The organism is Chryseobacterium sp. JM1 (assembly GCF_000737715.1).
GTDB lineage: Bacteria > Bacteroidota > Bacteroidia > Flavobacteriales > Weeksellaceae > Chryseobacterium.
Genome location: NZ_JPRN01000012.1, coordinates 28,759 through 48,780 on the forward strand (window position 1 = coordinate 28,759; position 20,022 = coordinate 48,780).

Sequence of the window (20,022 nt, forward strand, 5' to 3'; positions counted from 1 at the left end):
GTTTTTTAGTCAGGGTACTGCATAATATCTTCTCCCAGAACTTCTTTTCTTATCAATGGAAGTTTCAGCATCAGCTTTTTCATTCCTTCGACATCCTGCTGTTCTGTATTGTGAGAATGATAGTCTTCAATTTTAGAAATATCATCAATTCCCTCGGAAAAATACTGGGCATAATTCAGATCTCTGTTGTCTGCAGGAATTCTGTAAAAATCACCCATATCTTCAGCCTTGATCATTTCTTCACGTGTACACAATGTCTCGTAAAGCTTTTCCCCATGTCTAGTTCCGATAATTTTTATTTCATTATCTGCCTTGAACATTTCCTTTAATGCCTGTGCAAGATCTCCAATGGTTCCTGCAGGTGCTTTATTCACAAATAGGTCACCGGAATTTCCATGTTCAAATGCAAACAATACCAGATCCACCGCCTCTTCCAGAGACATCAGAAATCTGGTCATATTGGGATCTGTGATGGTAATAGGGTCTCCACTTTTAATCTGTTTGATAAACAGTGGAATTACAGATCCTCTTGAGGCCATTACGTTTCCGTATCGGGTAAGGCAAACTGTAGTATCTTCTAAATTACGAGAGGCTGCCACCGCTACTTTTTCCATCATTGCTTTGGAAATCCCCATTGCATTGATAGGATAAGCAGCTTTATCGGTGCTGAGACAGATCACTTTTTTCACTTTATTCTGTGCGGCAGCGTCAATAACGTTTTGTGTTCCTTCAACGTTAGTTTTCACGGCCTGCATAGGAAAGAATTCACATGAGGGAACCTGTTTTAATGCAGCAGCATGGAAAACATAATCCACCCCTCTCATGGCGGGTTCTACACTTTTATAATCTCTTACGTCTCCGATGTAAAATTTCAGTTTATCATTTTTAAACTGATTTCTCATATCATCCTGTTTTTTTTCATCACGTGAAAAAATACGTATTTCCTTAAAGTGGTCTGTATTTATAAACTTTCTTAACACAGCGGTTCCAAATGAACCTGTTCCCCCTGTGATAAGAAGTATTTTATCTTTTATCTGCATATGCGTTTTTTTATTATTTTTCTATCTTCATGTTATACAGTTTTTCCCAAACTGCGATGTTATAAAGTCTCCATTCCAAATCCCGGTCTTCTATAAAATCAAATTTCTTTTTTGAAATTTCCTGAATAATTTTCGAATTATTAATGGTTTCAATAATTTTTTCTGATCTGGGCCACCAATGTTCAACGGGAGCATTTAAACCTATTTTTCTATTGTTATAGGTAATTTCATCTGGGACAAATTTCTCCAGGCCTCTTCTTAATATATATTTAGACCATCCATCCCTTATTTTATAATTATTGTTTATAGACAATACCGTTTCTACAAACTGATAGTCTAAAAACGGCAATCTGGACTCTATAGAATATAACATGGAATTTTTGTCTTCTATTCTTAAGATACAGGGAAGGAGGAAATAAAAAATCTCATTTTTCTGAAGTTCAAAAATATTTTTATAAGATTTTGCAAGCGTTTTCAGTTGGACGAAATTGATCACTCCCAAATATTTCTTTTTTAATATGGAGCCTCTTATTTGAAGTCTCATCTTTCTTATAAAGTAATTTGAAAAGTAAAAATAGATTTTTACTGCTTCCAGAATGGAAATATTATAGTGGCTTTTAACTCCCCTCAAAAATTTTATGTTGGATATCCAGCCATGATTTCTTAAAAATGCTGCCGTATATCTGCTGTAGCCTAATAAAATTTCATCAGCACCCTGGCCGTCCAGAAAAACTTTAATTCCCAACTTATTAGCTTCCTTCATTAAAAAATTCTGCATGAAAATTGATAATTCAGCAAAAGGCTCTTCATGCATGAAAATCACATCTTCCAGAATTTCATTAAATTCATCAGGTTTTGGAATTACAATATCATGATTTACTTTTAAGGCTTCCGAAATTATTTTGGCCAAACCGCTCTCATCATCTCTCTTGTCTAATGATCCTACAGTGATGGCTGTAAAGTCTCTATTATTTTTTTTGTCTATAATTTTATTGGCGACAGAAGTAACATAAGGGCTGTCTAAACCACCGCTTAACGCACTTCCAATTTTCACATCTGACCTTAGTCTTAGCCTTACCGATTCTTCAAATTTTTCTTCAAAAAGTTTGATAGATTCATCAAGGTTCAGTTTATTTATTTCTTTATTAAATTCAATTTCATAATATTTATACATCTGAAACTGATGGGTATTGAAATCGTAGACCAGATTATGAGAAGCCGGCAATATAGTTATCCCTTCAAAAAAAGTATCCTTATAATCCCCCATATTCATAATCAAATATTGGAGGAGTATCTGAACATTTACTTTTTCAATCTTTTCGACTTCTAAAATCGGCTTTATTTCTGAGGCAAAAATGAATTTGTCATGATCGGCATAGTAGTAAAACGGCTTAATTCCGAAACGATCTCTGGAACAGAACAGTTTATTATTTTCAGAATCGAAAATAGCAAACGCCCACATTCCGTTGAATTTCTTTGTACATTCCTCGCCCCAACAGTCGTATGATGCAATGAGAACTTCCGTATCGGAATTGGTTTTGAATGTATATCCCTGCTTTTCAAGCTCTTCTCTTATTTCAATATAGTTATAAATAGCACCGTTAAATACTAAAACATGTTTATCTTCAAAAAAAAATGGCTGGTTTGCGGCTTCACTGGTATCAATAATGGACAGTCTTCTATGCCCTAGCCCCAGATTTGAATCTTCATTAATATAAAAACCTTCTGCATCAGGGCCTCTGTGAGACATTTTATCTGTCATTCTTTTCAGAATAGTATTGTCAATTCGTGTTTTATCTCTATAAATTAATCCTGATATTCCGCACATTTTTTTTGTGTTTTTTAATTCTTTTGTATCAACCTTTCTTTATCCTCAAAAGCAGGATAATTTATTAAAACAGCTTTATATACTCCTTTAAATACGAATAAGCTTCCTGCGGCTACCCCTATTATTCCGTGTTTATCTATTACTTGTTTTATATCGCTCAAAGAACCTGCACCGCCTAAAACCGTAAGCGGAAGTGATATCTTTTCTCTAACCTTATTGATTAAATTCATGTCATAGCCTTTCATAACGCCGTCCTGGTCTATAGAATTAATAACTATTTCACCAGCGCCAAGCCTCTGTGCTTCTTCTACAAACTTAAAGGGGTCTATTCCCGTAGATTTTTTACCATTATGCGTGTACACTTCATATCCTCCAAAAAGTTTTTTCTTTACATCCAGGACTACGATTACGCTTTGTGAACCTACACGTTCTGCGATCTGTGTAATAAGCTGTGGATTTTGAAGTACAGCGGAAGAAAGTGCTATTTTCTCTATTCCAAGTCCAAAAATTTTCTGAGCCTGTTCTACGGTTTTTACACCACCACCATAACAAAGCGGCATTCTGGATTGGTTCGCTATTCTTTCAATCAGGCTGTAGTTTGGCTCAAGGCCTTTTGCTGTAGCATCGATATCAAAAATGGCAAGCTCGTCTACTTCCTTTTCGTTAAATATCCTTACGGCATTGATGGGATCTCCTACGTATTTTGGATTTTTAAAATTGACAGTCTTTACAAGTCCATTATCCTGGAGTAAAAGACTCGGTATAATTCTTGGCCTCAGCATTTGTGATTATAATTTTGCAAAGTTGTGTAATAGGATTTCGCCATAATGATGGCTTTTTTCGGGATGAAACTGTATTCCGTACTTATTTTCATGATGTGCTGCCGAAGCAAACTCACCGCCATAATCTGTAATAGCCATGATATCTTCCTGATTGTTACAGTGAAAATAATAGGTGTGAAGAAAATAAAAAATAGAATCAGTTTCAAGGCCTTTAAACAGTTCAAGATCTTTCACCGGCTTTACATCATTCCACCCCATGTGCGGAAGTCTTGTCACCTGATGAATTTTTGTTTCGTCAAATTTCTTTACCGAAGCATCAATCCACTTCAGACCATCTAATTTTCCTTCATCGCTATTATTGGCCATCATCTGCATTCCCACACATATTCCGATCACCGGAATATTCTGGCCAAGCACAAGATCATCCAGCTTATCTCTCATTCCGGAATTATTCAGCTGGGTCATAGCGTGATCAAAGTGACCTACTCCCGGGAGAATCAATTTTTCGGCTCCTTCCAGGTCTTCTTTAGTTTTGGCTATTTTTACAGGAACATCAACTCTTTTGTAAACATTTACAAAGGCATTGATATTTCCTACCCCGTAATCAATAAGTGTTATCATCTAAATAATCTTTTTTCTAACCCTAATACCTTCATGGATTTTGCACCAAGTCCGATAAGTTTTCTTTTATTCTTGTAATCGTGGTATGTTTTGTTTTTTCCTTCAAATATTGTCTGAAGCTCGTCTGTCGTAAGGTCTAATTTATGTGCTACGTATTCAAATTCTTTTTGTAAAAATTCGTCAGAAAGTTCAGGTCTAGAAACTCTATCTAACGCTTCATCCCTTGTCATCTGCCCTGTCAGTATCAGGCTAGAAAAGTGTGCTTTTCTCTTTTCATATCCAAATTTTCTCGGCAACCAATAATCTTCAAAAAATCTGGTAAATCTGGATTCGTGGTGTTTATGCTGAAAACTCTCCCATCCAAACTTGTCAGCCAACAATTGTTCAACATCCTTTTTAATATACGGAACATTGTTTAAGGGCTTACAAACCTGCATTCCCAATATATATTTGTAATACAGCTTGTAATTCATGATATCTACCATTGGAAATGTCTTCAACTCCCTTTTTCCAAATTGTTTATGGATATCTAAAATCAATCTTTTATCTATGCCGGGATATGCTCCCCATTCTTCAGGCTCTCTGCAACATTCTGTAGAATAGTTAGCTCCTGTTAATACATATTTTATTTTATTTTTTGTCGCAAATTTATAAAGGCTTGAGAAGAAAGCAATATCCTGAACATCCTGATCTGCAATTTGTGATTTTAAAAATGCCACCTGCAGGTCTTTCATTTCTTCCCAATTGATAACATCAGTGTACAGGTCTAAGTTAAGACCATTAACTAATTTTTCAATATTACTTACAGCCCTGTCTGTATTCCAGCCAGCATCCACGTGGAAAATAAGAGGACGCAGCCCCATCACTTCTTTTGCTATATACGCAGCGTAAGAACTATCCAGTCCCCCACTTAATCCGATAATACAGTCAAAATCTCTGTTTTTTCCGTCCTTTTTGATTTTTTCAGCTTCCTGTTCCAATGCTCTGAGACCTCTCTCATCAGTATGCCAGTTGGGCAGGATATTTTCTATATAATTTAAATAATAATCGCTTTCTCCTTTTTCATTAAAAACAATATTAGGATCTGTAGTATCCATAATTGTTTTGGTACATATCTGAAATTTTCTATTTGATTCCATAAACATTTTGTTTTACTTCTTTTTTCATGAGATTTAATAAACCAATAACATACTGATCATAAAAAACATCAAAATTACTTATTTTATTTTTTTCTACTTCTTTTTTTATCACCGGATCATTCACTCTGTATGCATAGCCGTCTGCGTTCCATAAAACAAGGCCATCTATGTGCTTATTTTTATATTGAGTCTGTAATAGGGTAGATACGTAAGTTTTAAAATCAGATTCATCTATTTTGTTACTCCCGATTAATTGATTAGAAGGATGATAACGGGACATTATAAACGGATACACTTTTTTATTATATCGATCTGCGATCTTAAGCATTTCCTCTGTATTTTCCTGTATGTAAGTTTTATTTTCCAAATTAAAGCTTACATTGTTATAAAAGATATAAATGGATGGAAAAAGAACATCACTCTCTTTAATGATCTGGTCTACTTTCTTATTTTGATCATAAAAATTTTTGTCTCTTCCCCAATAGGTGGTGAAAGGAATTCCATAATATCCCCATTTAACATTGGGTCTCTGCTGTTTTACAAAACGCAGTACATCCAAAAACAGCTTAGCACTTTTTTTATGGTTGGTACTAGTAACATCTCCTTTTAAGAGATAGTCCGTGTAAGGATATTCTATATCTATGTAGGCAATACCTGATGATTTAGAATCAGGATAAGCCCTCTCCAACTCTTTTAAAAGAAGATCTTTACTGAATGTAAAAGGGATTTTACTATCCATAAATTGTCCGTCATTAACATAGCGAACAAATGGGATATTTTCACGGGTAATAAAATCCACAAAAGTTTTGGAGTTATTATCAGAACAAATAAGCACCTGTGGGTTATTCTGAGTACTCATCAATTTTGATGATTCAACATTCTGCTTTTTATTATTTCCTGTACACAGTAAAAGAATTGAGGCAATAAGTATGGTGAATAATTTTGTAGTCATATCAATGTAATTTTATTAGGTTATCATACAAATTCAGATATTCTTCAAAACGATCACCTTTATTAAATACTGAATGTGCTCTGAGTCTGCAATTATCTGTATAACTTTCTTTTCCATTTTTTTTAATTGTATAGATGGCCTCCACCAAATCGGTGATATGGTCCTGCTCTATTACAATACCTGTATCTTCATTGATCGTTTCCGGTGAGCCTCCGGAATTAAAAGTTATAACAGGTGTTCCACATGCCTGAGCTTCAATATTGGTTAATCCTAATGCCTCTTCCAATGTAGGATTCACAAAAACATCTGCAGCGGAATAAAATTCGGCCAACTCTTGAACACTTTCTGTTCTTTCTATCCCTATAATCTTCGAAGGCAAACTTTTAATCTGTTCTTTGCTTAAGCCTACTAATATGATCTGAAATTCATCTGACAATATATCTGAGAGTTCGATAAAATAGGGTAAGCCCTTTCTTTCACTCCAAGGGCTAGCAACTCCTAATATTACAAATTTATTTGATAATTTATACTTTTTCTTTATCTGCTCTGTATTTTGAGGTGAAAATTGATCAACATTTATTCCATTATGAATAGTTTGTAGATTAATTTCTTTTAAAAAAGATTCCTTTACCTGATCTCCCACCCAGTGAGATACCGGAACAATGGTTAAGTTTTCAACGGAAGTAAAGATTCGTTTTTTGTCTTTAAAATTTCTTTCAGACTGGTCAATATAAGATTTCGGATATTCTCTTGTTTGCGGGCATTCAAAACACATCTCTTTCCATTTGTTGCATCCTGCAATTTCATAATAAGCACAATGTCCTGTAAAAGACCAACAGTCGTGAAATGTCCAAACGACAGGTTTATTAAACTCTGATAAGAATTTAAATAAAATTTCAATATTTATAAAATAACCATGTAAATGATGAAGCTGAATCAAATCCGGATTTATTTCTTTAATGGTTTCTATAATTTTTTTTGTAGCAGACGCTGAACCAAATCCATGACGATCTGTAAGTCTGGTCAAAAGGCCATGTTTTATCAGATCTATTTTACCACCTATCTGAAACACCTTGGATTTGCTGGGATTATTATCTCTGGCGTATGCAATATAGCTTTCCCACCCTTTTTCAATTGCTTTTTCACCAATATGCTCAGCAATCCTGCCAACGGAACCACTGTTTACTTCGCTTGATATTTGAAAAATTTTAATACTCATAGTAGCACATTTACTGTTTCAATTAATTTTTCAGCGTTTGTTCTGCTATTATCCTATAATCTAAATACTCTTTTGCTGTTTTTTCTGCCCCTTTTTTCATGTCATTAATATGCGAAGGGTTATCGATTAAGCTATTCAATAACGAGGCAAAATAATCAGCATTTAAATTTTCTTTATCCACTTTTATAATATTATTATTTTGATTCAGATAGGACATATCCTGTCCTCCTGAATCTCCCACAATTAAAGGCAGATGCATTCCTATGGATTGTTGCCATAAAACAGACTGGCTGCTTGGATACACTGCCAGATCTGATATCGCAAGTAATTCATATATTTTCGTATTATCTACCCAACCGGTAAAATGAATATTATACCCTTCGGCACTTTTCTGAATATCTTTAAAATACTGTTCTGATTCGCGATCCTCTTTTCCAAATACTATAAGATGGGCATTCTTATTATTTATCTGTTTAAAGGCATCTACAATGATATGAGTATTTTTAAGCTTATTTATTTTACCACCGGTTATCAGTACTATACCGTTTTCTTTTATCCCAAACTCTTCCCTTTTCTGAGTTTTGTGAATGGTATTTATTATTTCTATTGACTTATTATAATCACATCCTAATGGCAAAAGTGTCATTTCTTCATGTTCTACACCATATACTTCATGAAGAAAATCTGCACTTCCGGGAACTACGGGAAATATTTTACTTATATGTTTTTTATACTTATAAAAAATAGATTTCCTGATGACCTTATGCAGTATATTTAATGATAGCCAATTGTTTGCAGAGTTAGTAAAATCTGCATGATAATCCAAAATAATTTTACACTCGGGAAACTGTTTTTGATATTTTACAGCCTCTTTTAAATTGAGATGGATGTCATGCACATATATTAAATCCGGTTTCTCCTGCAAGAGGATTTCATAAACACCTTTGTGTCTTCTCAATTTATTTAAAATATTGAGACTATAAGGCAGTCTGATAATTTTGGCCCCATAATACTCTTCCGTTTTTTGCTTTTTGGTTGCATCATATTTTTCATGGACGTAATCAAAAATATTTTCGAAAGTAGAAGCAACTATGACCACCTGATGTCCCAGCTCCATATAATTCTTTGTAAGCAAATTTTCCTGGTAAGTATAATCTAAACCAAAAAAATCCTGCAGCATAACTATTTTCTTACTTGTGTTTTTCATTTTTAGATAAATTAATGGCTAAAGAAAAGACCGGCCATATTAATAGAAAATTTACGATAGAACCAGCAGATATTGATCCAACTGTATCCATGATCAAAATGGCACCGAATAAGCTATAGGCAAAAACCCTAAGCAATTTGATCCCATAGATCAAATTAAGTATGTATAATATAATGGATAATAGTCCTCCTACAATCCCCATAGCCATAAAAGACTCAAAGACTATATTGTGAGGATAGGTATTGCCAATCTTGGTTTCAATAGAATCTCCAAAGAATGGGTTATCCAGAAACTGATCCCAAGCCGATTTTAAAAGTGTTGCTCTGTACTGATCATTCTCATTGGCAGAATATCCTGTTTCCCCTAATCTTTGGAAAACAAGTTTGGATATCTCAAAATAACTTGGGAAAAAACTTAAAAGTGTTATCCCGATAATTAAAGAAATAATTACATATTTTAGTTTAACCTGCCTGATGTTAAGTGCTGTAAAGAAGACGAGTACAGCTATCAATTGAACAAGGGGGCCTCTTGATCCGGCCATAAATACATTATACAGTCCAAGGATCATCCCTATGATGTATATAATGGTGAGCAGATTTTTTTTGTATTTCAGCAGTGAAATAAAACATAAAAAAAATAAAACAGAAGATGTCTTTCCAAAAGACACCGTGTTAAGACTGCCATTACCGTCCACCCTTACTAAAAGATCCTCAGGAACAATTTGGGGATTTACAATATTATTATACAGCCCCCATATATTAACGATGAATAATAGAATTAAAACATAGTTTTTAACATCCAAAAGGGTTTTCTCTGAAAATTTTGTCGCGCAGGCAAGCATTGATACTATGATTAACAATGAGAATGACCAATAGTCATTAATGGGCGACATTATATTTTTCGAAGTAATGGCGGTATCGTAAAGGAGTCTTAGTAAATATAAAAACCAGAAAAAAAACAGCAGGAAATGAACCCTGGTAAATTTCATTCTGTTTTTAAATATCACCAATAGCCCTGCCATCATAACAACGACCCGTAAAGCAATACTGATGGGTCTGGATTCTATTTTTAATAGATCCGGTAAAAAGGATATAAGCTCATAGCCGTAAAGCATGAGCGTGAGGAAAAAAACTTGTAGTTTATTAGATTTTTCTACCTTCATTTTTTGATAAATTGTGGGTAAAATATAAAAATACTAAACTTGACAATACGGATATGATCATATAAAAAGTTAGTGATAGCAAATAATCTTTTTTTAAATAATAGCCCAAGAATATAGATATAAATATAAATATAGCATTAGCCATCTGAAGCCTCATTAATATTTTCTGTTTTTCAAAAATGTAAAACAAAGTATTCAGTGGTGCCGAAATAAATTCAAAAAACAATGCCACAGACATTATTCTGGCCATATATCCTGCTATTTCCCATTTGGCACCAAATATAATTGAAAATAATTTAGGAGAAACAGCGAAAACAATTAGATATATAGGAAAAGACATTAACAGCAGTTTCTTAAAAGTAGAACTATAAAGCTTGGCACAATTTCCCTGCTTTCTTATTTCATCGATAGCATCATTTCTAAATACATTTCCTACAGAAGAGGTAATTACAATATTTGGAAGCCGTATCATTCTGTTCGCCATTGAAAAAAAACCTACAATGGTAGTATTATACAAAGCAGAAAATAAAATGGGTATAAATTGCTGGCACGCCGTAAGGGAAAGATCAGACAATATCATGTATCTGGGAAATGAACTGTATTCTTTTCCCACCTCCAAAACTCCTTTGTTTGAACCTGATAACTCATTAAGCAGCTTTTTATCTGTTAAAAGCAGAAATATACTTGAAATTATAATTCCAAGTATAAGAGAAAGGATCAATCCGCTTTCAAATTTCAAAACTCCGAAAAGCATACTAAAAAGACTTGTCCCAATTACCTGAAACGCATTAGCAATAGTAATTCTTTTATACCTTTTGTCTCGCTGGTTCCAATATCCCAGTGCAGAATAGAGGGCACCAAAGAAAATATATAGAGGAGCAAGATAAGCCTGATTATTCGCAAGAAAACCAGTCTTATCCTGTATATGAATAATATCTTTTAGTAAAAAAATTAATACAAGATATAGTATCGAAACACAGGTTCCAATATAAATAATAAGCTTAAAAATTTTAGCAGCTTTTCTACTATCGTCGGGAAGACCTATAGCAAGTTCATACCTTCCCGTAGACAGTACAGCAAAAAAAACCGCAAAGCTGCTGAAAACAGAAAGAAGACCAAATGCCTCTACAGAATAAAGTCGCGTAAGAAATGGAGATGTAGCTATTACAATTAATTGGCTAATAATAGTACCACTAGATAAAATAGCAACATTCCGTAAAAACGGGTTAGATTTTATACTGGTAAAAATGCTTTTAATGCTCAAAACTACTTAAATAATTTTTCATTCATAATCTTTTTCTTGTCTTGCATCTAGTTAAGCTTCCTTATGTCATAATTAAAAATGATGACATTTTCATCCTTAACGCCCAACACCATGGTAGCAGCTCTCAATTTAGTTTTCAGAATATAAACCTTCCGGCACAGACTCTTCAGCTGTAGAAAAGGCCATATAATAGACATCTGCCGCGTCTTCAATTAACTTTGAAATAAATCCACCGGCCCCCAGTTCACCGTCATCTGTATGTGGTGCTAGAACTAATACTTTCTTAAAGCTGCTCATAATTACCGTTTTTTTTCAGTGCATAAATTCTTTCAATAATATCCACTACTTTAAGCCCTTCAAGAGCATTGGTAGTGATCGTATTTCTGCCTTTCAGTACATCTACTACGTTTTCGATGATGTAATGGTGATTGGCTGCAGATCCTTTGTAGGCTCCGTAGTCATTTCCTGGGTTAGTAGGTGCCAGTACAGGCATTTCGTAATCTTTAACGTTACATACCTCTACTTTATCCATATATTGACCACCGATTTTCACGGCGCCGTTTTCTGCGATGATGGTCATAGAGCTTTCAAGGTTCTGATTCCATACTGAAGTGGAATAATTCAGTGATCCCATTCCGCCATTAACAAAGTCAAAGCTAATGAACCCTGAATCTTCAAAATCTGTAAGATCTTTATGATTGAAATCTGCAAATTTTGCCTGAATATTGGTAATATCCCCAAAAAGCCAGTACATAATATCTATAAAGTGAGAGAACTGAGTAAACAGCGTTCCACCATCCAGATCTTTCTTTCCATGCCATGATTCAGGCTTATAATATCTGTCATCACGGTTCCAGTAACAGTTTAACTGTACCATAAATATTTTTCCAAGCTTTCCGCTTTCTACAATTTCTTTGATCCATGCTGAAGGCGGTGAATAACGGTTCTGCATTACAGCAAATACCTGCTTATGCTTGTGAAGTGCCTGAAAAATAAGTTGTTCCGCATCCTGCTTATTAAGGGTCATTGGTTTTTCAACCACCACGTGTTTTCCGGCAGCTACCACCTGGTGGGCCTGCTCAAAGTGGAATCCGTTCGGGGAAGCAATATTGATGATATCTGCTTCAATACCTGAATTAAGAAATGCATCCAATGATGCAAAAAAAGGAACATCATAAGAGTCTATTCCTAGCATTGATTTATCTTTTACGTCAATCAGAGCTACCAGTTCACATTCCGGATTTCTTGAAATCATCTCGGCATGTCTTTTCCCGATATGCCCACAGCCTACTACTGCAAATTTTATTTTTTCAGACATCTGTATTTTTTTAAATTTTCGAAACTTTATTATTGTCTAATCTGTATTGTTCTCCGCTTTCTTCACATACGGCGATTCCCTTGTCGTCAAAATGAAGACGTTGTCCGAATTCACTCATCCATCCCATATGTCTTGCAGGATTCCCTACGACCAGGGCATAATCCGGAACTTCTTTTGTCACCACCGCTCCAGCTCCAATAAAGGCATATTGGCCAATATTGTGTCCGCACACGATCGTTGCATTAGCTCCTATAGATGCTCCTTTTCCTACGTGCGTTTTAAGGTATTCATTTTTTCTGTTGACAGCGCTTCTTGGATTGATCACATTGGTGAAAACCATAGAAGGTCCAAGAAAAACATCATCGTCACAGGTTACTCCTTCGTAGATGGAAACATTATTCTGAACTTTTACGTTCATTCCCAAAACTACTTTAGGGGAAATCACTACGTTTTGTCCTATATTGCATTTCTCTCCTAAAACACAGCCTGGCATAAGGTGCGAAAAGTGCCAAATTTTACTTCCGGCTCCTATCTGACATCCTTCATCAATAACAGCTGTTTCGTGTGCAAAAAAATCCGACATATTTATTTTTTTATGAATTAAAATAATTTTTAATCTCTGCGATGATATAATCCAACACCTCCTGATCAAATTCTGTATGAACCGGAAGTGAAATCACCTCAGAGCATAACTGTTCCGTTACCGGAAGACTGAATCCCTCAGTTACATATTGCTGAAAAGCCCCCTGTCTGTAAAGCGGTAGCGGATAATAGACCATGCTTGGAATATTTTTTTCTGCAAGATATTTCTGCAGCCCGTCTCTTTTTCCATTTTTAACTTTAAGGGTATACTGGTGGAAAACGTGGGTTGAATTTTCAGCTCTTTTAGGAACAGATATTTCAGAAATCCCCGCTAAATGCTCATCGTAATAATCCGCCATTTTATTTCTGGCTGCAGAATATTCATCCAGATGTGTAAGTTTTACTTTTAAAACCGCTGCCTGAATCGTATCCAGTCTGGAATTACATCCTAACACTTTATGGTGGTATTTCTTTTCCTGCCCATGGTTGGCGATCATTCTTATTTTTAAAGCGATTTCGTCATCATTCGTCATCAGGGCGCCTCCGTCTCCGTAGCAACCCAGATTTTTTGATGGAAAGAATGACGTACATCCGATGTGTCCTATCGTCCCTGTTTTTTTTACAGTTCCATCGGAAAAAGTATAATCGGAACCAATAGCCTGGGCATTATCCTCGATCACAAAGAGATTGTATTTCTCTGCAAATTCAAGAATTTTCTCCATGTCTGCACTCTGTCCGTATAAATGAACCGGAACAATGGCTTTGGTATTGGGAGTAAGGTATTTTTCCAGACCTTCAAGCTCAATATCAAAGGTATCTTCATTCACATCCACCATGATCGGTATCAGTCCAAGAAGTCCCATTACTTCAGCAGTCGCTACATAAGTAAATGCAGGACAGATGATCTCGTCTCCGGGTTTCAGGCCAAGAGCCATCATTGCAATCTGTAAGGCATCTGTTCCGTTAGCACAAGGAATAACGTGCTTTGCGTTCAGGTATTTTTCGAAATCCTGTTGAAATTCTTTCACTGCAGGACCATTGATAAATGCCGTATTATTGATACAATCCTGAATACCGGCGTCTACCTCAGTTTTTATTTTTTCATATTGACCTTTAAGGTCAACCATCTGGATTTTCATATGTAATGTATAGGTGTTGAATTCCGTTTTTGATGGCGGATTTTAATTTTCTATCAGTTCGCTAATTTTGTTTCCTATAGAAAGACATGATGTAGCAGCAGGTGATGGAGCATTTCTTACGTGAATAATATTTCCATTTTTCACAATATCGAAATCATCAATCAGTCCCCCATTTCTGTCACATGCCTGAGCTCTTACTCCTGAACCTCCGGGAACAAGATCGCTTTCCTGTATTTCTGGCATCAATTTCTGCAGTGCCTTTGTAAATGCAGATTTGGAAAGAGAGCGATGCATTTCTCCCATTCCGGTTTTTCCATATTTGGCGACAATTTTTCTGAAACCCGGCCACATCAAAGTCTGCATGGTCTCTTCAAAATTAAAGTCAAAAAAACTGTATCCTTCTTTTTTAAAGGCTAAAACAGCATTTGGGCCGGCTTCAATATTACCATCAATCATTCTGGTAAAATGAACGCCCAAAAATGGGAAACTTGGATCCGGAACCGGGTAAATAAGATGCTTTACCAGATGCTTTTTCTCATCTTTAATTTTATAATATTCTCCTCTGAAAGGAATAATGACCACATCGTTCTCTCTGTTGGTCATTTTTGTCAGTTTATCTGAGTACAGTCCTGCACAAGAAACCAGCTTTTTACCTTTAAATTCAGAAGTATTGGTTTTGACAATAATTTCTGAACCTGTGTTGGTAATGCCTTTAACTTCAGTGTTGAATTTAACCTCACCACCAAGTTCTTCAAAAAGTTCTTTTATTTTCTTAGCAATTCCCGGATAATCTATAATGCCGGTCTGAGGAACTTTAATGGCTCTGATTCCTTCACAATGCGGTTCTATTTCTCTGAACTCATCTCTTGAAAGGTACTGAAGATGCTGAAGTCCGTTTTCAACCCCTCTTTTGTAGATGTTGTCCAAAAGGGGAAGTTCTTCCTGTGATGAAGCCACAATAATTTTACCACAAAGGTCATATTTGATTCCATACTTTTCAGCAAAATTGATCACGGTATTGTAACCTTCGATACAGTTTTTTGCCTTAAGACTTCCCGGCTTGTAATATATTCCACTATGAATCACTCCGCTGTTGTGACCGGACTGGTGCAGCGCAACATCTTTTTCTTTTTCTAAAACAAGAATCTTAGAACCCGGATTCTTAAGTTTAGCCTGATACGCTGTGGCAAGACCTACAAGGCCTGCCCCAACGATAATGATGTCATAGTTCATATCTGATTATAATCTTGCGTCTACCAAATTTCTGTCTAAACATGCTTTGGTGTCAAAAACCACTGCATTTTCTTTCTTCAAAGTATTAAGATCCATTTCAAGGAATTCGTTGTGAGAAACGGCAATGACCAGTGAGTCATATTTTTTCCCTTCCTGAAGAGCATCAAGAATATCAATTCCGTATTCATGTTTTACTTCTTCTTTACTTGCCCAAGGATCATAAATATCTACGTTTACACCGTAATCTTTAAGTTCTTTATAAATATCTACCACCTTTGTATTTCTTACATCGGGACAGTTTTCTTTAAAGGTAACGCCTAAAATCAGTGCATTTGAATCTTTGATTACTCCTCCTTTAGCAATAAGAAGTTTTACCACTTTGGAAGCTACAAATTTTGCAATAGAGTCATTCACACGTCTTCCTGATAAAATAACATCAGGATGGTATCCTAACTGTTCTGCTTTATGTGCCAGATAGTACGGGTCTACTGAAATACAGTGTCCTCCTACTAATCCCGGTTTATATTTAAGGAAGTTATATTTTGTTCCTGCAGCTTCCAGTACATCATTGGTATCAATACCAATTCGGTCGAAAATTAAAGCAAGTTCGTTTACGAAAGAGATGTTCACGTCACGCTGTGCGTTTTCAATCGCTTTGGAAGCTTCTGCCACTTTAAGACTGGATGCTTTATGCGTTCCTGCAGTAATAATTTTTTTATACAGCTGATCTACTTCTTCAGCAATTTCTTCGGTAGATCCAGAAGTTACTTTTTTAACACTGGTCAGCGTGTTTACTTTATCACCCGGATTGATTCTTTCCGGAGAATAACCCACAAAGAAGTCTTCATTGAATGTAAGACCTGAATGTTTTTCCAGAACCGGTACACATTCTTCTTCTGTACAGCCAGGGAAAACCGTAGATTCATAAATAACAATATCACCTTTCTTAATGATTTCTCCAAGCATTTTGGATGCAGAGATAAGAGGGTTTAAGTCCGGAGCATTATATTTGTCGATAGGTGTAGGAACTGTTACAATAAAAATATTGGCATCCGCAATTTCAGACAATTGGCTGGTTGCTTTATATCCTAAACTCCCATTTGACTCTTTGAATTTTTTCAGCCCATTATTAAGCTTATCAAGATCTGCCTCCAGCGTGATGTCTTCTCCGTCATTAAGCTGATCTACACGCTGTGTATTGATATCAAACCCCAATACCGGATAGTGGCTGGCAAATTCAAGAGATAAAGGAAGGCCCACATAGCCTTGACCAATAACAGCTATTTTATATGTTTTCATCATTAGCTAAGTTTATTTTTAATTTTTTCAAACCAAGTCTGTTCTTTGTGGTTATTATATCCATAACCATATTTGTTACTGTATCCAAGATTTTCTCTGCTCACATCATTAAGGACAAATCCAACATTCCTGATCTTACTTGTATCAATATTATTGTTGGCAAATTCCATAAGAGCTTTCTCAGTATACTTAGATCTTGAAACATAGATGGTAACATCCGCAAGCTCTGCAATCAGGAATGTATCTGTTACCAGAAGCAATGGAGCCGTATCTAAAATAATATAATCATATTTTTCTTTCAACTCATCCAAAAGGATTTCATAGCGTCCATTAGACAGAAGTTCCGTAGGGTTCGGCGGAATCATACCCGAATAAATAACATCGAGATTCGGATTAAAGGAAGACACATGTATTACTTCGTCCAGTTTTGTACTGTCATTATACAAATATTCGGTAAGTCCCGTAAGTCCTCTTCTTGCCGGGTTGTATCTTTGAAGCTGCGGATTTCTGATATCAGATCCAATGATAATCGCTCTTTTCTTTGGAGTGGCCAATGTTAATGCCAGGTTCACGGAAGCAAATGTTTTTCCTTCCCCTTTTACGGTAGATGTTACGAATACTATTTTACCTTTCTTCTCTTTAGGAAGCATAAAATTCATATTGGTAATAAGAATTCTGAAAGCTTCAGCCATTGGCGTGATATCATTCATCTGAACAATATCTGAATCTCCTTTTTCAAGACTAGGAAGTTCTGCAATTACCGGAGCATGTACCAGTTTCTCAAGATCATGTTTAGTTACAATCTTATTATTAAGAAGCTGTGACAAGTATATAAAGATAAATGGTACCAGCAGTCCTATCACAAATGCAGCAATAAGAATCACACTGCTTTTAGGAGAAACAGGTCCGGGAGAAGCATATGCTGCATCCACCACTTTTGCTTTAGGAGCCATAATAGACTGAGAGATCGCCGTTTCTTCTCTCTTCTGAAGTAAAAGCAGGTAGAGGTTTTCTTTAATCTGCTGCTGTCTCTCAATACTTCTGAACATTTTTTCAATGGAAGGAAGTTTAGAAATTTTCCCTGATACTTTATTCTGCTCACCCAAATATTCATTTCTGGCCAGCTCGAGACCTACTTTATTTCTCTGCAGACTCTGCATGATGGAGGAACGCATTGAAGTAATCTGCTTGGTAACATCTATTACAGCAGGGTTTTCAGTGGTTGCAGACTCTAAAAGTCTGTTTCTGTGTAAAACCAATTGGTTATAGGCAGAAATTCCTGCTACGGCATCAGGACTATTTAATCCTACATTCGCCGGCAATACCTGAAACTGTCCCTGTTTGGACATATATCCGATAAGAGCATCCGTTAATTCTACCTGAGCATCTACATCCATCTGTTTTGCTCTTGCGGCTGCAGAACTTTCCAAATTGATTTTGGCTTCAGTTTCAAGGTCTGTAAGGTTGTTTTTTGATTTAAAGCTTTCTTTCTGGTTCTCTACCTCTCCCAGCTCACCTGATAATTTTTTTATTCTGTCTTCAATAAAGTCCAATGTTTTTTTAGACTCTGAATTTTTGTCTGAAATAGCATCATTATTGTAAGCCATTACCAGATTATCCAAGATATCTTTAGCTTTCGAAACCTGCGGATATTTGTATCCAAGCTTAAGTACTGTAGCATCTTTGGTTGCCAAAGCCACGTTAAGAGGTCCCTGAAGGCTATTTACTTTGGATTCTACCCCAGAAATAGTAAGTTCCAGATTTTTGACATCCAATCCTTTTACCGAAGATGGATCAAATTTTGGATTTTTAGTAATTATAATATTGGCATTGGGCAAACTAATCGTTCTCCCATAGGTAGTATTGATTTCTTTAGAAAGTTTTTCAGAACTTAAAGTAAGCTTTTCTCCATCTATCGCTAATTTCAGTCCGCCATTTAAGGATTTACCCGGCTTTTCGGAAATTACTTTAACTTCAATAGGAGAAGTTTCCTTATACAGTTCCAGGGTAGTAAATTTTCCTTTTGCGTAAATATTGGTCTGAAGATTTTGATTGATGACTACTTCACGCATCATTTTCTTTGACTTCAGTATTTCTATTTCATTAGCAATACTGTTTGTCTTCAGCCCTCCAATACCAGACAGGTCAGGTAAAACGCCCAAATCTGAGCCTACGGGTGAAGAAGAATTTTTAGCGTCTTTTATAAATATGGTAGACTGTACGTCATATACAGGGACCATAAATTTAAGTGAAATATAGCCTAATAAAACAGCAATAAGAGCGCTTGCTAAAAACCAAGGCCACTTTCGCAGATATGGTTTTATAATTTCACTAATATTTACATTTGAGCTGTTATCTGCTTCTGAAAGTGTGGAAGATTGCTGGTTGTCCATCAATATTTTTTATTTCTTATTAAATAAACTTACAACAACAGCGATGGCTGTAACACCGATAGAAACAGCTGTTAAGATAAGTCCTGTATTTGGGTTTTGTTTTGCTAAAACGTCTTTTGTATTGTTGGAAGAAACGATAACTGCATCACCTTGCTTAAGGTTGAAATAAGGTGAGTTAAATTGATTGGCATCCTGAAGGTTGATACGTCCATGGGTAATTACCCCATTCTCAGTTCTGACCACCAAAACGTCTTCTCTTTTTCCGTACGCAGTAAGATCACCAGCCATACCCAATACATTCAGAATGGTAGCCTGTCCGTTTGCTATAGTATAGTCTCCCTGTCTGTTGACCTCTCCCAATACCGTTACTTTAAAATTAGCAAGCCTTAGATTTACAGTAGGATTAATGACATATTTCGTCATTTTAGTCCTCAGTTCATCCTTAAATTCTACTAATGTTTTTCCTTTTGTATTCAGCTTACCTAATACCGGGAAATCTATATCTCCATCAGTATCTACTATATAGGTAGGCCCTGTAATGGTAATTAATCCCTGATTCGGTGTATTTCCTCCTGCCGTTGCATTGGTCTGAACAAGTTCTGATGAAGAATAGTTTTGGTTAAATACTCTTACCACATCCATATCTTTTGCTGTGATGAGAATAACAAGCTGATCTCCTGCCTGTATTGTATTAATGGAATTTCTAGCAGATGCTTCGATAGCTACTTTTTCGATATTCTGCATATAATTTAAATCATTATGAGCCTTCGGATTGGTTTTACAAGAAACCAACAAAAACACCGATAATATAGCTAATACTTTACCTTTCATTATATTTTAAATT

Annotated in this window: 18 protein-coding genes; all 18 read right to left on the minus strand. The window is 35.6% G+C overall.

Translation table 11 applies throughout. The features are described 5' to 3' along the window. Nucleotides 1-5: 5 nt before the first annotated feature. Nucleotides 6-1,040 (minus strand): polysaccharide biosynthesis protein, encoded by a 1,035-nt coding sequence (locus tag IW22_RS18050; RefSeq protein WP_034729220.1) that lies wholly within the window; start codon nucleotides 1,038-1,040, stop codon nucleotides 6-8. A gap of 13 nt (nucleotides 1,041-1,053) precedes the next feature. Continuing rightward, nucleotides 1,054-2,868, minus strand: a complete 1,815-nt coding sequence (gene asnB, locus IW22_RS18055) for an asparagine synthase (glutamine-hydrolyzing) (RefSeq protein WP_081873975.1) — start codon at nucleotides 2,866-2,868, stop codon at nucleotides 1,054-1,056. A 14-nt stretch (nucleotides 2,869-2,882) separates the two neighbouring features. Further along, the gene (locus tag IW22_RS18060; protein ID WP_034729222.1) at nucleotides 2,883-3,650 is read right to left on the minus strand and encodes an AglZ/HisF2 family acetamidino modification protein; all 768 of its coding nucleotides are present in this window, start codon (nucleotides 3,648-3,650) and stop codon (nucleotides 2,883-2,885) included. Between the two features lie 6 nt (nucleotides 3,651-3,656). Then, complete coding sequence (gene hisH, locus IW22_RS18065; RefSeq protein WP_034729224.1) at nucleotides 3,657-4,271, minus strand: imidazole glycerol phosphate synthase subunit HisH; 615 nt, start codon at nucleotides 4,269-4,271, stop codon at nucleotides 3,657-3,659. Further along, nucleotides 4,268-5,410 carry an N-acetyl sugar amidotransferase gene (locus tag IW22_RS18070; protein ID WP_034729474.1) on the minus strand — a complete coding sequence of 381 codons (1,143 nt, stop codon included), beginning with the start codon at nucleotides 5,408-5,410 and terminating at the stop codon, nucleotides 4,268-4,270. Before IW22_RS18070 ends, hisH begins: the two co-directional genes overlap by 4 nt. Beyond that, nucleotides 5,397-6,362, minus strand: a complete 966-nt coding sequence (locus tag IW22_RS18075) for a hypothetical protein (RefSeq protein ID WP_034729226.1) — start codon at nucleotides 6,360-6,362, stop codon at nucleotides 5,397-5,399. The genes IW22_RS18070 and IW22_RS18075 overlap by 14 nt, the downstream gene beginning before the upstream one ends. 1 nt (nucleotide 6,363) lies before the next feature. After that, nucleotides 6,364-7,581 (minus strand): glycosyltransferase, encoded by a 1,218-nt coding sequence (locus tag IW22_RS18080; protein ID WP_228384063.1) that lies wholly within the window; start codon nucleotides 7,579-7,581, stop codon nucleotides 6,364-6,366. Between the two features lie 22 nt (nucleotides 7,582-7,603). Further along, entirely contained in the window at nucleotides 7,604-8,788 is a 1,185-nt protein-coding gene (locus IW22_RS18085) for a glycosyltransferase family 4 protein (protein WP_034729229.1), read from the minus strand. After that, a complete protein-coding gene (locus IW22_RS18090; RefSeq protein ID WP_034729231.1) occupies nucleotides 8,772-9,950 on the minus strand; it encodes an O-antigen ligase family protein in 1,179 nt (392 codons plus the stop codon). Before IW22_RS18090 ends, IW22_RS18085 begins: the two co-directional genes overlap by 17 nt. Beyond that, on the minus strand, nucleotides 9,931-11,214 hold the full coding sequence (locus IW22_RS18095; protein ID WP_034729235.1) for a lipopolysaccharide biosynthesis protein: 1,284 nt from the start codon (nucleotides 11,212-11,214) through the stop codon (nucleotides 9,931-9,933). Before IW22_RS18095 ends, IW22_RS18090 begins: the two co-directional genes overlap by 20 nt. Before the next feature lie 129 nt (nucleotides 11,215-11,343). Next, on the minus strand, nucleotides 11,344-11,511 hold the full coding sequence (locus IW22_RS24460) for a hypothetical protein (RefSeq protein ID WP_165571905.1): 168 nt from the start codon (nucleotides 11,509-11,511) through the stop codon (nucleotides 11,344-11,346). Beyond that, nucleotides 11,498-12,532 carry a Gfo/Idh/MocA family protein gene (locus IW22_RS18105; protein WP_034729238.1) on the minus strand — a complete coding sequence of 345 codons (1,035 nt, stop codon included), beginning with the start codon at nucleotides 12,530-12,532 and terminating at the stop codon, nucleotides 11,498-11,500. The genes IW22_RS24460 and IW22_RS18105 overlap by 14 nt, the downstream gene beginning before the upstream one ends. A 10-nt stretch (nucleotides 12,533-12,542) precedes the next feature. Continuing rightward, complete coding sequence (locus tag IW22_RS18110; RefSeq protein ID WP_034729242.1) at nucleotides 12,543-13,115, minus strand: acyltransferase; 573 nt, start codon at nucleotides 13,113-13,115, stop codon at nucleotides 12,543-12,545. 10 nt (nucleotides 13,116-13,125) lie between these two features. Next, nucleotides 13,126-14,253, minus strand: a complete 1,128-nt coding sequence (locus IW22_RS18115; protein ID WP_034729245.1) for a DegT/DnrJ/EryC1/StrS family aminotransferase — start codon at nucleotides 14,251-14,253, stop codon at nucleotides 13,126-13,128. A gap of 42 nt (nucleotides 14,254-14,295) precedes the next feature. Continuing rightward, nucleotides 14,296-15,486: an L-2-hydroxyglutarate oxidase gene (gene lhgO, locus IW22_RS18120; RefSeq protein WP_034729249.1), complete on the minus strand. Its 1,191-nt coding sequence runs from the start codon at nucleotides 15,484-15,486 to the stop codon at nucleotides 14,296-14,298. A 6-nt stretch (nucleotides 15,487-15,492) separates the two neighbouring features. Beyond that, the gene (locus IW22_RS18125; protein WP_034729252.1) at nucleotides 15,493-16,788 is read right to left on the minus strand and encodes a nucleotide sugar dehydrogenase; all 1,296 of its coding nucleotides are present in this window, start codon (nucleotides 16,786-16,788) and stop codon (nucleotides 15,493-15,495) included. Beyond that, nucleotides 16,788-19,178, minus strand: a complete 2,391-nt coding sequence (locus IW22_RS18130) for a GumC family protein (protein WP_034729255.1) — start codon at nucleotides 19,176-19,178, stop codon at nucleotides 16,788-16,790. Before IW22_RS18130 ends, IW22_RS18125 begins: the two co-directional genes overlap by 1 nt. 9 nt (nucleotides 19,179-19,187) lie before the next feature. Next, the gene (locus IW22_RS18135) at nucleotides 19,188-20,009 is read right to left on the minus strand and encodes a polysaccharide biosynthesis/export family protein (RefSeq protein ID WP_034729258.1); all 822 of its coding nucleotides are present in this window, start codon (nucleotides 20,007-20,009) and stop codon (nucleotides 19,188-19,190) included. Nucleotides 20,010-20,022 lie beyond the last annotated feature (13 nt).

What these genes read in the sequence shown, in the direction of transcription:
- IW22_RS18050 (WP_034729220.1), bottom strand. Translation starts at nt 1,040, where the DNA reads ATGCAGATAAAAGATAAAATACTTCTTATCACAGGGGGAACAGGTTCA.
- asnB (WP_081873975.1), bottom strand. Translation starts at nt 2,868, where the DNA reads ATGTGCGGAATATCAGGATTAATTTATAGAGATAAAACACGAATTGAC.
- IW22_RS18060 (WP_034729222.1), bottom strand. Translation starts at nt 3,650, where the DNA reads ATGCTGAGGCCAAGAATTATACCGAGTCTTTTACTCCAGGATAATGGA.
- hisH (WP_034729224.1), bottom strand. Translation starts at nt 4,271, where the DNA reads ATGATAACACTTATTGATTACGGGGTAGGAAATATCAATGCCTTTGTA.
- IW22_RS18070 (WP_034729474.1), bottom strand. Translation starts at nt 5,410, where the DNA reads ATGGAATCAAATAGAAAATTTCAGATATGTACCAAAACAATTATGGAT.
- IW22_RS18075 (WP_034729226.1), bottom strand. Translation starts at nt 6,362, where the DNA reads ATGACTACAAAATTATTCACCATACTTATTGCCTCAATTCTTTTACTG.
- IW22_RS18080 (WP_228384063.1), bottom strand. Translation starts at nt 7,581, where the DNA reads ATGAGTATTAAAATTTTTCAAATATCAAGCGAAGTAAACAGTGGTTCC.
- IW22_RS18085 (WP_034729229.1), bottom strand. Translation starts at nt 8,788, where the DNA reads ATGAAAAACACAAGTAAGAAAATAGTTATGCTGCAGGATTTTTTTGGT.
- IW22_RS18090 (WP_034729231.1), bottom strand. Translation starts at nt 9,950, where the DNA reads ATGAAGGTAGAAAAATCTAATAAACTACAAGTTTTTTTCCTCACGCTC.
- IW22_RS24460 (WP_165571905.1), bottom strand. Translation starts at nt 11,511, where the DNA reads ATGAGCAGCTTTAAGAAAGTATTAGTTCTAGCACCACATACAGATGAC.
- IW22_RS18105 (WP_034729238.1), bottom strand. Translation starts at nt 12,532, where the DNA reads ATGTCTGAAAAAATAAAATTTGCAGTAGTAGGCTGTGGGCATATCGGG.
- IW22_RS18110 (WP_034729242.1), bottom strand. Translation starts at nt 13,115, where the DNA reads ATGTCGGATTTTTTTGCACACGAAACAGCTGTTATTGATGAAGGATGT.
- IW22_RS18115 (WP_034729245.1), bottom strand. Translation starts at nt 14,253, where the DNA reads ATGAAAATCCAGATGGTTGACCTTAAAGGTCAATATGAAAAAATAAAA.
- lhgO (WP_034729249.1), bottom strand. Translation starts at nt 15,486, where the DNA reads ATGAACTATGACATCATTATCGTTGGGGCAGGCCTTGTAGGTCTTGCC.
- IW22_RS18125 (WP_034729252.1), bottom strand. Translation starts at nt 16,788, where the DNA reads ATGATGAAAACATATAAAATAGCTGTTATTGGTCAAGGCTATGTGGGC.
- IW22_RS18130 (WP_034729255.1), bottom strand. Translation starts at nt 19,178, where the DNA reads ATGGACAACCAGCAATCTTCCACACTTTCAGAAGCAGATAACAGCTCA.
- IW22_RS18135 (WP_034729258.1), bottom strand. Translation starts at nt 20,009, where the DNA reads ATGAAAGGTAAAGTATTAGCTATATTATCGGTGTTTTTGTTGGTTTCT.